Origin of the sequence: Paraniabella ginsengisoli (assembly GCF_022513635.1) — a bacterium.
In the GTDB taxonomy this organism is placed as follows: Bacteria; Bacteroidota; Bacteroidia; order Chitinophagales; family Chitinophagaceae; genus Niabella; species Niabella ginsengisoli.
The window spans coordinates 1-16075 of the sequence record NZ_JAKWBL010000005.1 but is presented as its reverse complement, the minus strand read 5'-3'; the positions used below and the strand labels follow the sequence as shown (position 1 = coordinate 16075).

Genomic DNA, 16075 nt, shown 5'->3' with positions numbered 1-16075 from the left:
AAGTGAGAAAACAAAGAGCCATAAAAAGATTTTTTCTAACACTGATGTGGTTAGGTGTGGCTGCAGGTATGGTTACTGTTGTTACAGCAGCTATGCGTGTACAGGAAGCCAACGTTTGCAAAGGCTACAACATCGAGATTGAAGGATTCAAAGACGGTATGCTTTTTACTTCAAAAGAAAATATTGTTGAATTGTTGAAAACAGCAATGAAAGGAGATATAAAGGTCAGCGCAAATCAGACTTTGATTTGCCATTGATAGAAGATCTTTTGGAACAGAGCTCATGGGTTTATAACGCTGATCTTTATTTTGATAATAATGATATCCTTCATGCAAATGTTACTGAACGTAAGCCATTGGCGAGGGTTTTCACAGATCGAGGTGAATCTTTTTATATTGATGAAGCCGGAAAACATATTCCCTTGTCAGAGAAGGTAAGTTTGGATCTGCCTGTGTTTACTGGTTTTCCGTCAAAAAAGTAATGAATGGAGCGGACAGTTCATTAATTCAAAATGTAATTGCAACTGCATCTTTTATAAACAGTGATCCTTTTTGGAGTGCGCAGGTGGCACAACTTGGCATTAATAATTGTGGTCAGGATTGCTGGAATATGGAAATGGTTCCGGTTGTGGGCAACCATACAGTAGACCTTGGCGATGGTTCAGATATAGCTTCTAAGTTTCACAGACTGTATTTGTTTTATGATCAGGTATTGAAACGTACAGGTTTTGATAAGTATCAAAAAATAGACGTGCAATACAGTGGCCAGGTAATTGGTGTTGAAGGCAATTATACAAAGGTGGATTCGATTCAATTAAGAAAAAATATTGAAAACCTCTTACAGCAATCAAGACAATATAATGAAATGGTACAGGTGGCACCATCATTGAATTATGATGGCGTATTACAGATAGACACATCAGCTGAAGCACAAATGATCTATCAGGGAAACGATGTTTCTGAAGATTCTATACAGTATTTACAAAATAACGAGCCGGCTGATGACAAGAAGCAGGAAGTGACCGCTGCCGCTGCAATTGCTAAATCGACGCCAGCAAAAGAAGTAAAGCCCACGGTTAAAAATAATACTGATAAACAAAAGAGTGAAAAGAAACCTGTAGCTAAAAAAACGGACACAAAAAAAGACGAATCAAAAACAGGTATAAAGAAGGGGGCGCTAAGAAGAATGAAACGGTTAAAAGTGCATCTAAAAAAGAAGTGAAAAAAGCTGTTACTAAGAAAGAAGAGGCTTCGAAAAAAGCGAAGGTAACATCCAATACTAAAACCGCTGCGAAGAAAAAGGGGTGAGCAGTTGAACACAAAGGCGAAAAAATAATTGAACATATAAAACAACTAAAAAACGATATACTATGAATTCCGAACAACCCATTATTGTAGGCCTTGATATTGGTACCACCAAGATCGCGGTTATTGCCGGGCGAAAGAACGAGTTTGGCAAGCTGGAGATACTTGGCTTTGGTAAAGCCAATAGCAATGGAGTAAAGCACGGACAGGTACTGAACATTGATGAAACTATTAAGGCAATTAATCAGGCTTTAGACAATTGTATTTCTTTAAATCCAAATCTTAACATTAACGATGTGTATGTGGGCATTGCAGGCCATCACATCAAAAGCCTTCAAACACGCGGAGATATTGTTCGCGAAAATGAGGAAGAAGAGATCACTCCGGCTGAAGTGGATTTGCTGGTTAGTAAGCAATACAAAACATATATTCCTGCCGGCGACCAGATCATCGATGTTATTGCGCAAGAATATACGATTGATAATATGCCCAATATTGTAAGGCCGATTGGTTATAGCGGCGTTAAGCTGGGCGCTAATTTTCATATCATTACCGGCGATAAAAATGCTATTCGCAACATTAACAGAAGTGTTGAGAAAGCTGGTTTGCGCACTAAAGATCTGGTGTTGCAGCCGCTTGCTTCGGCTGCAGCAGTAATGGCACAGGAAGATCTGGAAGCTGGTGTTGCGATTGTAGATATTGGCGGTGGAACAACTGATATCGCTGTGTTTGCAGAAGGTGTATTACGTCACACTGCAGTAATTCCTTTTGCTGGTGAAAACATAACCAACGATATTAAAGCTGGTTTGGGTGTTCTAAAAAGCCAGGCAGAACAAATGAAAACGCAGTTTGGTAGCGCTTTGGCAAACGAAGCAAAAGCTAATGCATATATCACTATTCCTGGTTTGCGCGGTATGCCAGCAAAAGAAATCAGCGTTAAAAACCTTGCAAACATCATACAGGCGCGCATGAGTGAGATACTGGATTTTGTTACTTACCATTTAAAACAAATTGGTATGGACAATCGCCAGCTAAACGGAGGTATCGTTTTAACGGGTGGCGGTTCTCAACTAAGGCATTTGATTCAGCTTACAGAATACGTAACTGGTATGCCGGCTCGTATTGGTTTGCCCAATGAGCATTTGGCTGCCGGCCACATTGAGGAGTTGGCTAAGCCAACTTATTCAACTTGCCTGGGGCTGATTTTAAAAGGCTGCGACGATTATGAAAATAATCGTAAGGTATTTGAGAAAAGCTTTATCAATGTGGAAGTTCCAAACGATTTGAAAAAATCTCCGGAAGAATTGGAAGGAGAATTGGTTGAGGCTGCCGAATCAGGACCTGTAAAAACGGGAAACAGACGGCCGCTTAAAGAAGGCTTCTGGCAGAAGTTTAAAGACGGTATTATTAAAATGTTTGCCGAAGAGGAAGACGGACATTTATAATTTTTTCCGTCAGCTGCAGTGCTACTATGATCAATTTTGCGCGTGTCCGCCGCAGGCTGATCGCATACTGCAACAACAGTACAATTATCAATAAAAGTTCTTTTAAAGTTTATAACCCTTAGGCCTTGTTTCCCTTCTCCAAAACTGTCTTTGGATAGAGATTGGAGAGGGGAGGCGGAGTAAGGTAATACTTACTAACCCATTTTAAAATCGTGCGCTGCAAGCGTACTAAAAATTAAAGTTATGATACAATTTGATTTACCAACAGAACAATCATCTATACTAAAAGTAATAGGTGTAGGTGGTGGCGGTGGAAACGCCGTAAATCACATGTTCAGTCAGGATATCGATGGTGTAAATTTTATTATTTGTAATACAGATGCTCAGGCTATTGCCAACAGCAAAATCCCTAATAAAATTCAGTTAGGCCCACAGCTTACATCTGGTTTAGGTGCTGGCGCAAATCCTGAAATTGGCCGCCAGGCAACTGTTGAGTCTTTAGAAGAGATCAGAAAGATCCTGGAAGTAAATACTAAAATGGCTTTCATCACCGCAGGTATGGGCGGTGGTACCGGTACTGGCGGGGCCCCAATCATTGCTAAAATATGTAAGGATCTGGGTGTTCTAACGGTTGGAATTGTCACTACTCCTTTTGCTTATGAAGGCAAAAAACGCCAGCAACAGGCAGAAGAAGGAATCAGCCAGCTAAAACAATACGTAGACACTTTATTGGTAATAAGCAACGATAAATTACGCCACCAATATGGTAATTTAAAAATGCGCGAAGCGTTTGAAAAAGCAGATAATGTTTTAGCAACTGCCGCTAAATGTATTACAGATGTTATCAATAGCACAGGCCAGATCAACGTTGACTTTGCAGACGTATGTACTGTAATGAAAAACGGCGGTAGAGCTATCTTAGGGAACGCGTCAGCAAGAGGCGAAGAAAGGGCACAGCAAGCTATAGAAGAAGCACTTAGCTCTCCGCTATTGAACGACAATGATATTAAAGGAGCAAAATGGATACTGATCAATATTAATTCCGCCGAAGGCGAACATGAGTTCACAATGGATGAAGTGGAAGTTATTCAGTCTTATCTGCTAAGCCATGCTGGCGATAGCACCGATGTTATTTTAGGTTTAGGCTATGATAGCACACTGGGAGATCAGATCGGTATAACCCTTATTGCTACTGGTTTTGAAAATAAAGATCCTTTTGTTAAACCTGTATTGAAAAAGAAGAGGCTGCCGAAGGAAAGATTGTAATGAAGCTGAACGCAGCACCTGCTGCTAAAGCAACAGATAATGAAGTAAGTACGCCTGTAACTACGGAAACTGTTGCTATTGAGCCTCAACCTCAGGCTGTAATTGAGTTAAAGCCAGATCCAATGGCTCCTAAATTAGTAGATGATGTTTCTTTTATAGACGTGCCAATGCCGACTGTTGAAGACGTAGTAAAGGAAAGTAAAACTCATAGTTTTCTTTTAAGTCCGGAAACTGAAGAACTGAAATTTGTGAAGGATGTTGAGAATTTTGAAAGAGAAGTAGTTGTTGAAGACAAAGCAGCAGATGTGTTTTATTCACCGGCTATACCTGGCGAACGGATAATGGAACACTCAAATCAGTCCGGACAGCAAGAGGCTGAAAGTGAAGAAGAGAAAGAAGAGCCTGTAAAAAGCTATTTGTCAAAGCCAGCCAATATTTACGCTGAAGCAAAGGCTGAAGAACCTGCGGCACAAAAGAAAGAGTCGTATGTGGAAAAGAAAGAAATTTCCAGAGATCAATTTTCGGTTTATGAAAAAAGCGAGACTGTTGAAAAAACTACTATTAGTTTTTCAGCTATTGAGAAAGAGACAGAGGTGGAGCCTACAATTGACGCATTGACTCACGCTTTTGAAGAAGAAGAATTGCAAAAGCGTAGGCAATTAGAACGCATTCAGAAGCTGCGCAATCTTTCTTTTAATGTTAACTCAAACGATCCATCAGACGAATTTGAAAATGTTCCTGCTTATATTAGGCGTAACATGGAACTAAAGAACAATACATCTCATATTGAAAGTTATTACAGCAAATTTGAGATTTCTTCTGATGATCAAAATCATGGACAGATCAATACCATTAATACCTTTCTGGATGGGAAAAAGCCAGATTAGTCTACTAGTCTGCACGTGGAGTTTGGCTTAGTTTTATAGTTGTTACCCTCGCTTCGATGCGGGGGTTTTTAGTAGATTAGTTTGTTGCATGGTATTTGAAAGCAATTATAAGAGAACTGGTATTTGCGTCGTCATCCCGAGCGAAAAACTTCAGTCGGAACGACATACTTAGTTAAACATTAAAATTATATAATCTTCTAAACTATAAGGTATGAGCACCGTTTTACTTACAGGTGGCACAGGTATGATAGGCACTCAAATTGTCAAGAGGTTAACTGAGAGAGGTTACTCTGTGATTGTGTTAACGCGAAACAAGTCTAATAAAAAAGGTAATATCCGTTATGCGCATTGGGATGTAGAAAAGGAGACGATAGATATGGATGCCGTTGCAGAGGCCGATTTTATCATGCACCTTGCGGGAGCTAATATTGCAGGAAAGCGATGGACCGAAGAACGTAAAAGGACAATAATAGAAAGCCGTGTAAAAAGCGGTGAACTGCTTGTTAAAACTTTAAGTACCATTAACCATAAAGTAAAAGTATTTGTTAGTGCATCTGCGATTGGATGGTATGGCGCAGATCCGGTTATCCCGAATTCACACCCTTTTGAAGAAACTTTTTCGCATGCAAAAGATTTCCTCGGTGACGCCTGTTATAAATGGGAGCAATCAATATTGCCGGTTACTGATTTGGGCATAAGGCTTGCTATATTTCGAACTGGTATTGTACTAAGTAATGAAGGCGGAGCTTTAAAAGAATTTAAGCGTTCTTTAAAACTTGGTGTAGCCGCTATTTTAGGTTCCGGCAAACAAATCATTAGTTGGATCCATATCGACGACCTGGTCGAATTATATATAAAGGGAATAGAAGATACAGCCTTCGAAGGTATTTATAATGCTGTAGCGCCGGATCCGGTATCTAATAAAGTATTTATGAAAGAATTGGCAAAAGAATCAAATAAAAACTTTTTCCTGACCATTCCCGTTCCGCAATTCGTGCTAAAAATTATACTTGGAGAAATGAGTACCGAAGTTTTGAAAAGCACAACAGTTAGCAGCAGCAAAGCACAGCATGCGGGCTTTAAGTTTTCTTATCCAACCATTCATGCGGCTATTGAGCAATTATTAGCTCAGAAATAATCATTATACATAGTCGATATCCTTATGATCTGGATGCCACACACTGCTAAAATCACCGATAACAGCTTTGCTATTGCTAAAATCAAGTCGATCGATATTCAATAAAGCAATATCACTTTCAAGAACTTTTCTATACATAGGATGCATGGTGCCGCCCTTAGCACCAGCAGGAATAGATGGATCGTATTGAAACTCAGGATCTACCAATGTGCCTCTTGGATACATAATGCCCGGAATGCCTTTTCCTCTCAAATCCAGTATTGTAGGGTGTTTCAGTCCAAGTGTATGTCCGTATTCATGAGCCGCAGTTGTGGAGCCTTTGTATAAATTCTCCAGTTTAAAATAACCGGTATTGCAACCCAATCCATCGACAAATGAAATATTACCGTGTGCAAATGCTTCTATTCTGAAATAGTTATTTCGAGGATCATCATTGCTTAAAATTTCTTCGGGCGTAATGTGTGGTTTATGTTCAGCCGATATTTTGAATTGTACTTTATAGTAATCATTGTTAAACACAATCTTTGCCTGTGGCTCATTCCACATAGTTTCAATTTCATCATTTATTTGCATTGTAAGCGCAGCATTTGCGGCATTGCCATAAGTAACAATGTGCGAAAAAACGAACAAGGTGTGATTTGGAGAAACTTCTACTGTACCCATTTTGGAAAGTTAAATGATTCTTTTTATTTAAATAAACAGTTGACTTTCTGTCGATGTTTTTATATTTGAACATGCAACAACGATTTCTTTTTTTAATACTGATTTTTTCTCGTTTATTTCTGATACAACTGCTCAAAAAAACAAACCTAATGTACTGTTTATTTTTGTTGATGATTTACGACCCGATTTGGGTTGTTACGGCAACAAAGAAGTGCATACACCTAATATAGATCAGTTGGCAAATGCCAGCATGCTTTTTAAGCGACAATATGTTGCGGTGCCTACCTGCGGGGCTTCAAGAGCCAGCATATTAACCGGCATGTATCCGCAAACGAAAATACAAATAGCTAATAACGCATTAGAGAAAACCGTTTCCGGAAAACCGTCAGGAAAAAATCCTGAAACCTTTGTTGAGCAATTTAAACGAAACGGATATTATACCGTTGGCATTGGAAAAATAAGCCATTCGGCAGATGGGTATTTATACGAGTATGATGAAGAGCGGAGCAATAAGTTGGAGCTCCCCAATAGCTGGGATGAAATGCTTTTTGATGCCGGTAAATGGAAAACGGGATGGAATGCTTTCTTTGGTTACCAGGATGGTTCGAGTCGCACAACGAAAGACAAAATGGTAAAACCTTACGAAGCCGGCGATTGTGATGATGAGGGTTATGTTGATGGTCTGACAGCAAAGTTGGCCACAGAAAAAATAAAAATGCTGGCTCAGCAAAAGCAACCGTTTTTTTGGGTGTTGGTTTTTTTAAACCCCACTTGCCTTTTAATGCGCCCCAAAAATATTGGGATATGTACAAGGAAGATGGCCTCTCACTCTCGCCTTCGCCTTTTATTCCTCAAGCCGTAAATAAAGCGAGCTTGCATGAGAGCGGCGAATTAAACGGATATAAATTAAGTGATGAACGCGCTTCTTTAAACAAGCCAGTATCCAACGCTTATGCCCGAAAGCTGCGCCACGCTTACTATGCAAGCATTAGTTACACAGATGCACAGATAGGAAAAGTGTTGGAGGCATTGAAAGAAACGGGAATGGATAAAAATACAATCGTGGTGCTTTGGGGCGATCATGGATGGCACTTGGGCGATGATTTGGTTTGGGGTAAGCACACGCTTTTTGATTGGGCACTGCGCAGCGCTTTTATTGTAAAAACACCGCAAATGAAGCAAGGCGAAGTTTGTAACAACATAGTAAGTTCTGTTGATGTATATCCAACACTGATGCAATTGTGCGGACTTAATATGCCTTATGCGGCAGATGGACAAAGTCTTGTGCCATTGCTGAAAAATAAAAAACAGCCTTCTTTACGAGATGCTGCTTTAAGTTATTACAATCAGGGTATTACCATACGAACACCGCATTATCGGTTTACAAAATATTTTAGAAAAGGCGAGCCAACTATTGAATTGTACAATCATAAAAATGATCCTTACGAACAAAAAAATGTAGCTGCGCAAAATCCTGAAATAGTAAAAAAGATGATGACAAGCTGGAAAACAGAAATTGATAAGGCTCAAAAAATGTATGCCAATGCTGAATAGGATTTTGATAAAAAATTTTATAGCCTATGATTATTTTATAGACCACGGTTTTAAATTGCGGTCTATAAAAAACCATAAACGAACATTATCATTTTCCACTCAGCTCATCAAACTTCAATTCCTGAATCATCATCCCTTCAGGAGATTGAATGGTAATGATTGAAAATGGTGTTGTCGGGAAAAATATTTCAGTCATTACAGTCAGACCATTGTCGGCAAAAAGTTCTACAGATGCTTTATCAATGACAAGTGTGATATTCATTGTGTCGCTTGTGCTGAAACGAGGTGCTGTATGCTTTTGGGCAAAACCTTTTTCAAAAGAAATATTGCCGCTTTTAGTGCGGTCTATAAAATATTTCTTGTTGGTTCTGCTATAACCCACTACTACTTTTTCACCTTTCTCATTCGATAAGATAATATCGAATGATTTTATCTTATTGGAGCTGAAACTAAGTCTGGCTGCACCATTCAGCTTGATCAGGTCATCCGTTAGCGTGTAATTTTTTGCATCAATATTTGATAAGACTGTTTGTTTTTTAACCACCTTGTCCAATTCCTTTACAGGCACTGATGTAACTAAATAACTGCCGTTTACATTTTCTAAAGAAAGTTCTCTTGCAATAGTTGTAGCGCTTCTCCATTTTTCAGTAGGCACTACATTGGCATATTGCCAGTTGCTCATCCAGCCTAAAAATATTCTTCTGTTACCGGTGTTGCTCCAGGTAATGCCAGCATATTCGTCAGGGCCATAATCTAACCAACGCGTTGCTGTATCAAAAGGTGTAAAATTGTGGCCGTCAAAATTTCCAGTAAAATATTGAGTAGCCGATCCTCCGTTTGGCCCGCCAGGATTAATGTTTACAATTAAGGTCCATATTTGTTTTCCGTTATAATCCATCGGAAAAAGATCGGGGCATTCCCATACGCCGCCATGTGCGCCAATGTTTTTACCAAACTTGCTTTCTTCTTTCCAGTTTTTTAAGTCGGGCGATGAATAAAAAGTGATATGATCTAATGTTGCCAATGTCATAATCCATTTTTTATCTGCATCAAACCAATATACTTTTGGGTCACGAAAATCGTGAATGCCCGGATTTCGTATAACAGGATTGCCGCTATATTTAGTCCAGGTTTTACCTTCGTCTAAACTATAAGCAATGCTTTGGGTTTGGAATGTATCAACATTTGTTTTTTCTAATTCGTGGCTGTGATTGGTGTAGATAGCCACCATCGCGTTTTTTCCAAATCCTGCCGTGTTGTTTTCATCTATAACGGCGCTGCCGGAAAATATCGTACCTAAACTATCCGGGTATAAAGCTATCGGCAACTCTTGCCAATGAACCAGATCGGTACTTGTAGCGTGGCCCCAATGCATCGGACCCCACACAGTGCTATCAGGATTGTGCTGGAAGAATAAATGATATTTTCCATTCAGAAATACCATTCCGTTTGGGTCGTTCATCCAGCCTTTTTTGGTGTGAAATGAATGATTGGGCGATGTTGTTCTTCCTGCTCTTTGGCCTCTTTCTGGCTACAGTACAGCCCGGAATAACTAACAATGAATAATAATAAAAGCCATTTTATTTTTAAAGTCATGCTATTTATTTTTTAATAATTATGATGTTTACTGTCAATGCCAAATACTTTTCAATTCATATACCTGAAGATTGGAAACCTTTGCAGTGCCGCCTTTGGCGGATAGTGATAAGGTTCTGTTGCTACCTTCAATATTGATATTAATTGGCATAAACATTAACCCGTTATTGGCAAAGATCTCAAGGCCAGTGCGATCTGCAAACAACAACAACGACAATTTACCTTTTTGCAAAGGCGCTGGTGCTTTAACACCATCTACTATCAGTAGCTGATTAGTTACATCATATTTTACATCTACTCCGCGAACATTTAGTATTACTTCCTTTGCTTTACCTGGAATGATATCCATGCTTATTTCAGCTAATTCTATATTGATATCCTTCAACGGGTTTGCACCATTTTCTTTAATAGTTTTATTTCCTAATTTGTAAGATTTACCTCTCAGCGTTTCAACTTCTTTCACAGGCATTCGTGTAAGCCTGATGCCTTCAGCTGTTTTTACCAATTTGTGTTCTATAGGTAAACTCATCGATTGGTTAAATGTCATATCTCCCTTAGCTGTATTAGTGCGCCACCATCCAATTTCAACGCGCCTGTCAGTTGGTTCATCGCTAAATGTTTGTGGTGCGTAAAAGTCGCGTCCATATTGGTTTTGTAGCTTTTTTCCTCCTCCTTAAAACTGTTGCCATCAAAAGTTCCAATAGCATATTCAGTATTAGCGCCAGTAAGCACCCATTTTTTACGCCGGGCAAACCTTGTACAGGCAATTCATAAAACTCAGGACATTCAAAAAGATAACGGTCGTTACCTATGCCACCATAAGTAATGCTTGTTGGCGTCCAGTTTTTAAGATCCGGAGAAGTAAGAAACTGCATGCTGTGCTGTTCGTTGTTGCCCCGTTCTACCCAAACAACCATCACCCATTTCTTTGTTGGTTCATGCCATATTACTTTCGGATCGCGATTGTCTTTATTAATGCGCGGCACAACTGCTTTGCCGTATTGCTGAAAGTTGCGTCCGTCCGTACTCCAGCTCATATATTGTCCCCAACCTTTAGCACCCGTATGAAACAGTACCATTGCTGGTTTTCCGTCTTTACCTAATCCGCTGGTATTGTTTTTATCTACCACGCCGCCGCCGCTAAATACGGGGCCTCCTTGATCTGGATGTATCGCGTCATCAAGTTCAGTCCAGTGAATGAGGTCTTTACTCACGGCGTGTCCCCAGGTCATATTGCCCCAGTTTCGGCCATATGGATTGTGTTGAAAAAACAAATGATACTCACCATTGAAATAGACCATTCCATTTGGATCATTCGTCCAGCCTCGCTTGGGCGAGAAGTGAAATTGTGCACGTAACTTCTCATGATACTCATTTGTGTTGGTATCCTTATCACTTTGCAAAACAGTATCAAACACTTTTGATGTTGTTGCAACTTTGTCTACTCTAAGTTCAACAGGTTTGCCCTTCCATTGATCGATTCGCATATAAGCATACCAATCTGGCTCACCTTCGGCCAGTTCCATATCCCAGAAACGTGTATTTATACCGTCTACCCAAAGCTCCAGGTTTCGCTTGGTTGCGCCATTTTTAACCGGCAAAACCAGGTATTTTTTTCTGCTGTGAAATAGGTAGCAATGTTTTTAGTTGGCGATTGGTCTTGTGCAAATCCGGACACAAAAACTAAAAGAAATAAAAACGTGTTGAGTAATGTTTTAATCATGTTTATTTTTTTGCAAGATGTAGAAAGAATATTTTTATTGTGATGGGTAAGTTAACTTTTAAACTATCAATTAGCACCAGGCATACCGTACCAATATGTTGTTGCGGCTGCATCAATTACGCCTCCGTCCCAGCTTAGCATTTCCATATCATATGAAAAACTATTGCTGAAAGGAATTGCATCTAAAATCCTTGTTCTTGTGAAAGTATTTAATCCGGCAGAAGACGGATTGTCAGCGCGTGTGGCATTAGCAAAAGGAGTTTGGTATAAAACTACAGGTGCCCATGAAGTATTATAATAATCTTCAAGCCCGGTACCAAATTCGGAAGGGAATTTTTCTCCATCAACATAAGCCTTAGCATCGCCTTCACCATACCAGGTATTCATGCGGTTGTTGATAGAGAGCGTATTGCCCATATACACACCCTTCCCATTGATAGTCGCAAAGTTCCAGTCGATAGGCGCTGCCGGATCTTTGGCCGCAACTTTGGTTACATCATAATCCCATTTAGCATCTTTTATATTTTCTTCATATTTATAAGTTGTATGAAAATACATCGTTGCATCATCCCATTTGTATGCAGTCACGCTTACATCAGTTTTGATGTTTACCGGGAACGGGTTTTTATTAATAAATGAAATTTTTGCATTTTTCTGATAAGGCATCACCCAACGACTAACCAAGGCACCACTATCCGATAAATCCCGATACCAGCTTTTGATTTTTTTCCTCCATAACCGCCGCCTATAAAATCTCCAAGCGGGCACATTACCGTTTGTTTACCATCAAACTCGATTTTTAAAAATATGGAACGCCACATTTTTTCATAATTAATATTAATATCGGTTTTTAAAATTGCAGATATGGAGCGAATAGCATTTGTTCCTGTTGGCAACGAAATATTGATCTCTTCACCAGACGCCAGAATCTTATTGGTGCTGACTTTCTTTCCTGCAACAGCCATCGGATTCCAAAGTGTCTGTTCTGCCTTATCAATTTCTTTTTTATATTTTGTAAAATGATTGGGCGAAAAAGTTTCTACTTTTGTCTCCGGCGTATAAGTTCTATAGTTTATTTGATAATAATGAGGTTTATTAATGACAGATGTGTCTGTATATTCCCATGTTACTTTACAATGTTTTTGATATAGCAATGGAAAGTATAAAGTGTTGCCACCCTTGCCTTCCGGCTCGTAACTGCTGTGCGGGTTCAACAGCGCTGAACCTAATTTAAATCCTCTTAACAAATCGAACCCCGGAATTTCAATTGCGGCTTTTTCATTTCCATCAAAATAGAACCGCATAGTGCCGGGCTTCACAATGGTCGTAAGCCAGAAGCGTACAATGGCACCCGGGCCTTCAGCGTCCATCATTACATATTCAGTACGGCTCCCGTTTTTCTCTTCCCTCATAAACTGGTTGAAATCTGCATTAGCAAACCAGCCAGGCTTGTCCGGTGAAATGGATTTTCTGTCATAACTACTTACCTGCTTCATCGAATATAATGGAGATGGATATTTTGTTACAGCATCAAAGTTTGTCATTTCTTTAAGAACACTGCTAAGTGTTACCTGTTGTGTAAAACCTTTATGACAGATCAAGAAGCATAACAGCATTCCGGTAAGCGAATGTTTTTTTATCATTATTGACTGGTTCTGATGTTAATGAAATGAAGTGTACGAAAATATTTATTTTATCATCAGGAAAATACATGGCATCGTAATTGCGACGCTCCCTTCATCGTCCCGATTATAAGTCATCCTACATAAGCGACGATGTGAGCTGCAGATGATAGTTGATAATAGATTGTGAACTTAAAGCCTGCAACCCACTCGACACTTGCTATTTCCTCCTCGCTATATTAGTACTTCGGATTTTGTTTATACAATCCTTTAGTAAAAGTTATTTCTGATTGAGGAATAGGGAAATATTCGTCCCTTCCTGCTGTAAATACTGCTGTCGAAAGAAACGGCCTTCTTACTTTTTCAACCGACAGATAATCATTCAAAACCTGAGCTGCAATTCCCCATCTTACCAAATCAAAAAAGCGATGGCCTTCTGTTGCAAATTCTAACCTTCTCTCCCAACGTAAAGCTCTGCGTGCATATTCCTGCGTCCAACCTGTAGCCGGATAAGGTTTTACATTATACCTTGATGCAAAAGTTCCATCTAGCTTTTTCAACCTTTCTGTGCTGGCTGCAGCTCTTTCTCTTATTTGATTGATGAGTGGCAAAGCTAATGACTGTTGGCCTAATTCAATATAAGCTTCAGCTTGCATTAATAACACTTCATCATAACGCAATACATCGTAGTTTTTTGCTGAACCCATAAAAGGCCCGTTCTTAAAATAGGAAGAGCTGGTTGCTAGTTGCTGGCTGCGCATGGTGTGAAAATTTCCATACACACCGGCATCGCGTACCCAGCTATTGCTGAATAATTTGGTGTTGTCATATTTGTAAACGTGTCCGTCAATACCAATCGTATGATCAAGCCTTACATCAACTGTAGCAAAGTTCAGATTGGCAATTGTATTGTTGAATGTAGTAAAGTTGGGAAGTCCGTTTGCATCTGTTGTGTGTGCGTTTACAAGATTTTGACTGCCTGCATGAAAACCGCAGCAACCATATTGTGGCGCACCATGCGGATAGTTTAGCCCATCTTCATAATTCATTCTGCCAGCCGTTGTTCCGTCGTTTATTGTAAACTGAATAGCGAAAATCGATTCAGGCCCATTCTCGGTTTCCGGAAGGAAATTATCTGAAATATCAGCGCTAAGGCGATATTTATTAGATGATATAACAGCCTGCGTTAAGGTTACTACTTCCTGTAATCGTTCTTTGTTAATATTGGTTACCTGATGTGTTTCATTTTGTTCATAAGCCTGAAAAAGTCGTAGTTTGGCCAGATAAGCCTGAGCCGCTAATTTATTAGTTCTTGCCAGATCTGTTTGCGTTTCGGGCAGGTTGTCAATTGCATATTGGAAATCAGCTGCTATTTTATTCCACGATTCTTCATTGCTTAAATCATTCGATGTTTTTAAAATTTCCTCTTCAGTTGCATTTTCATCAAATATGGGAATGTTTTTAAATAACAATTTTAAAGTAAAATAACTGTGTCCTCTTAAAAATTTCAATTCGGCTACACGGGATTGTTTTTGTGGAAAGTCGCTATCTGTTAATGCGTTTATAGCACGTAAAGCTGTATTGGCTCTTGATATTGATTTGTACAAGTTTCTCCATGTTCTTGGAAGAAAGCCAATTCCACTCATATCAGCGGTTACCAGATTGTAATGTTCCATTTTATCCACTTCGTCAAGGTCTCCGGTTCCTCCTCCACCTTTATAGGTATCGTCGGAGCGTACACTGCCATAAGCCCAGTTGCTGTAAATAGGACCGATCATATCACCATTACCAATGGCAGCATAAGCGGCAGTTACCAGCCCTTCCGCTGCTTCGGCTGAAGTAAGATCGGTAGAAGCCAAATAACCTTCGGGTTTATAGTCTAATTGCTTGGTGCAAGAGGCAATAACTAATGTGATTGTTATATATGTTATAATACGTATAGAATATTTCATCCGTATATATTTTATGTTTTTTAATAGTCGGATGGAACGCTTTTTAGACATCCCATCTGTGAACGTAAAAAATTTATTTAAGCGTTTCATGTCTCAATCGTTTTTAATTAAAATGATGCGTTAATGCCAAATGTGTAAGTTTTGGGAATTGGAATGGGATTGAAGTCAATCCGTTCCGGATCGGGACTTAAATAATCTTTGCTTTTAAACCAAAACAGATTTTCGGCCATTAAAAAGAAGCGAAGATTTGAAAATACTTTTTGTGGACGAAGCGTATAACCCAGTTGTATATTACGCATTTTAAAGAAGGCTGTACTTACCATAAAATAGTCCGACGTACGGGTTTCATTATTATTGTCACTAAGTGTAAGTGCAGGTACAGTGGTATTAGTATTTTGTGGCGTCCATCCGTCAAATACGCCCGGGCCCACATTTTCGCGGCTGCGCATTAGTTGGTTAAATTGAGAGTACACATCAAAGCCGGTTCTTCCTGCAACGCCCGAACCAAAAATAGCAACGTCGAATTTTTTATAATTCATATCAATCCTTACACCATATTCCAGGCTCGGTAATGTAGTGCCAATCCAGGTTCTGTCCAGATCGTTAATTACATTATCTCCATTAACATCTACATATTTTATTCTTCCCGGGCCTGCGCCAATTTGTTCAGGAGCTGCATCTACTTCGGCTTGCGACTGGAATAATCCGTCAGTTTTATAACCAAAAATGTCGAATTGTGAACGCCCGATAATGGTGCTTACAAGATTGCCTGGATAAGCAGGCCTCACTTCTTCAGGAAGCTCAGTTATCTTATCTCTGAAATGTGCAAAGTTGAACTGAACATTATAACTGAAATCTGTTGTTCTTTCGCCACGATATCCAATTACAAATTCCCAGCCTTTATTAGATTTGGAAGCACCGTTCA

Annotated in this window: 15 protein-coding genes and 2 pseudogenes; 8 read left to right on the top strand and 9 right to left on the bottom strand. The window is 39.5% G+C overall.

What is annotated here, in order from left to right; genetic code table 11:
- The first annotated feature begins 2 nt into the window (after positions 1-2).
- From MKP09_RS24685 to MKP09_RS24655, 7 genes are all read left to right on the top strand, one after another.
- Complete coding sequence (locus MKP09_RS24685) at positions 3-257, top strand: hypothetical protein (RefSeq protein WP_240833403.1); 255 nt, start codon at positions 3-5, stop codon at positions 255-257.
- On the top strand, positions 248-481 hold the full coding sequence (locus tag MKP09_RS24680) for a cell division protein FtsQ/DivIB (protein WP_240833402.1): 234 nt from the start codon (positions 248-250) through the stop codon (positions 479-481). The genes MKP09_RS24685 and MKP09_RS24680 overlap by 10 nt, the downstream gene beginning before the upstream one ends.
- On the top strand, positions 481-1221 hold the full coding sequence (locus MKP09_RS24675; protein ID WP_240833401.1) for a hypothetical protein: 741 nt from the start codon (positions 481-483) through the stop codon (positions 1219-1221). The genes MKP09_RS24680 and MKP09_RS24675 overlap by 1 nt, the downstream gene beginning before the upstream one ends.
- A gap of 148 nt (positions 1222-1369) precedes the next feature.
- Positions 1370-2749, top strand: coding sequence for a cell division protein FtsA (gene ftsA, locus MKP09_RS24670; protein WP_240833400.1), 1380 nt, complete (start codon positions 1370-1372; stop codon positions 2747-2749).
- Between the two features lie 243 nt (positions 2750-2992).
- Complete coding sequence (gene ftsZ, locus MKP09_RS24665) at positions 2993-4015, top strand: cell division protein FtsZ (protein ID WP_240833399.1); 1023 nt, start codon at positions 2993-2995, stop codon at positions 4013-4015.
- On the top strand, positions 4015-4902 hold the full coding sequence (locus MKP09_RS24660; protein ID WP_240833398.1) for a hypothetical protein: 888 nt from the start codon (positions 4015-4017) through the stop codon (positions 4900-4902). The genes ftsZ and MKP09_RS24660 overlap by 1 nt, the downstream gene beginning before the upstream one ends.
- Positions 4903-5113: 211 nt before the next feature.
- Positions 5114-6040 (top strand): TIGR01777 family oxidoreductase, encoded by a 927-nt coding sequence (locus tag MKP09_RS24655; protein WP_240833397.1) that lies wholly within the window; start codon positions 5114-5116, stop codon positions 6038-6040.
- A 3-nt stretch (positions 6041-6043) separates the two neighbouring features.
- Here MKP09_RS24655 and MKP09_RS24650 read toward each other — a convergent pair whose 3' ends face one another.
- Positions 6044-6703, bottom strand: a complete 660-nt coding sequence (locus MKP09_RS24650) for a M10 family metallopeptidase domain-containing protein (RefSeq protein WP_240833396.1) — start codon at positions 6701-6703, stop codon at positions 6044-6046.
- A 187-nt stretch (positions 6704-6890) separates the two neighbouring features.
- Between MKP09_RS24650 and MKP09_RS28510 the strand changes: the two are divergent.
- Positions 6891-8257, top strand: a pseudogene (locus tag MKP09_RS28510) (sulfatase).
- Between the two features lie 88 nt (positions 8258-8345).
- On the opposite strand, the gene MKP09_RS24635 reads toward MKP09_RS28510, so the two are convergent.
- From MKP09_RS24635 to MKP09_RS24600, 8 genes and pseudogenes are all read right to left on the bottom strand, one after another.
- Complete coding sequence (locus MKP09_RS24635; RefSeq protein ID WP_240833393.1) at positions 8346-9719, bottom strand: glycoside hydrolase family 32 protein; 1374 nt, start codon at positions 9717-9719, stop codon at positions 8346-8348.
- A 168-nt stretch (positions 9720-9887) separates the two neighbouring features.
- The gene (locus MKP09_RS24630) at positions 9888-10400 is read right to left on the bottom strand and encodes a GH32 C-terminal domain-containing protein (protein WP_240833392.1); all 513 of its coding nucleotides are present in this window, start codon (positions 10398-10400) and stop codon (positions 9888-9890) included.
- 64 nt (positions 10401-10464) lie between these two features.
- Positions 10465-11454, bottom strand: a complete 990-nt coding sequence (locus MKP09_RS24625; protein WP_240833391.1) for a glycoside hydrolase family 32 protein — start codon at positions 11452-11454, stop codon at positions 10465-10467.
- Positions 11406-11576, bottom strand: a complete 171-nt coding sequence (locus MKP09_RS24620; RefSeq protein ID WP_240833390.1) for a hypothetical protein — start codon at positions 11574-11576, stop codon at positions 11406-11408. Before MKP09_RS24620 ends, MKP09_RS24625 begins: the two co-directional genes overlap by 49 nt.
- A gap of 66 nt (positions 11577-11642) precedes the next feature.
- Positions 11643-12242, bottom strand: coding sequence for a DUF2961 domain-containing protein (locus tag MKP09_RS24615; RefSeq protein WP_490355061.1), 600 nt, complete (start codon positions 12240-12242; stop codon positions 11643-11645).
- Positions 12242-13219, bottom strand: coding sequence for a hypothetical protein (locus tag MKP09_RS24610; RefSeq protein ID WP_240833389.1), 978 nt, complete (start codon positions 13217-13219; stop codon positions 12242-12244). The genes MKP09_RS24615 and MKP09_RS24610 overlap by 1 nt, the downstream gene beginning before the upstream one ends.
- Positions 13220-13437: 218 nt before the next feature.
- Positions 13438-15150 carry a RagB/SusD family nutrient uptake outer membrane protein gene (locus tag MKP09_RS24605; RefSeq protein ID WP_240833388.1) on the bottom strand — a complete coding sequence of 571 codons (1713 nt, stop codon included), beginning with the start codon at positions 15148-15150 and terminating at the stop codon, positions 13438-13440.
- 107 nt (positions 15151-15257) lie between these two features.
- Positions 15258-16075 (bottom strand): annotated as a pseudogene (locus tag MKP09_RS24600) (SusC/RagA family TonB-linked outer membrane protein); the annotation flags it as partial.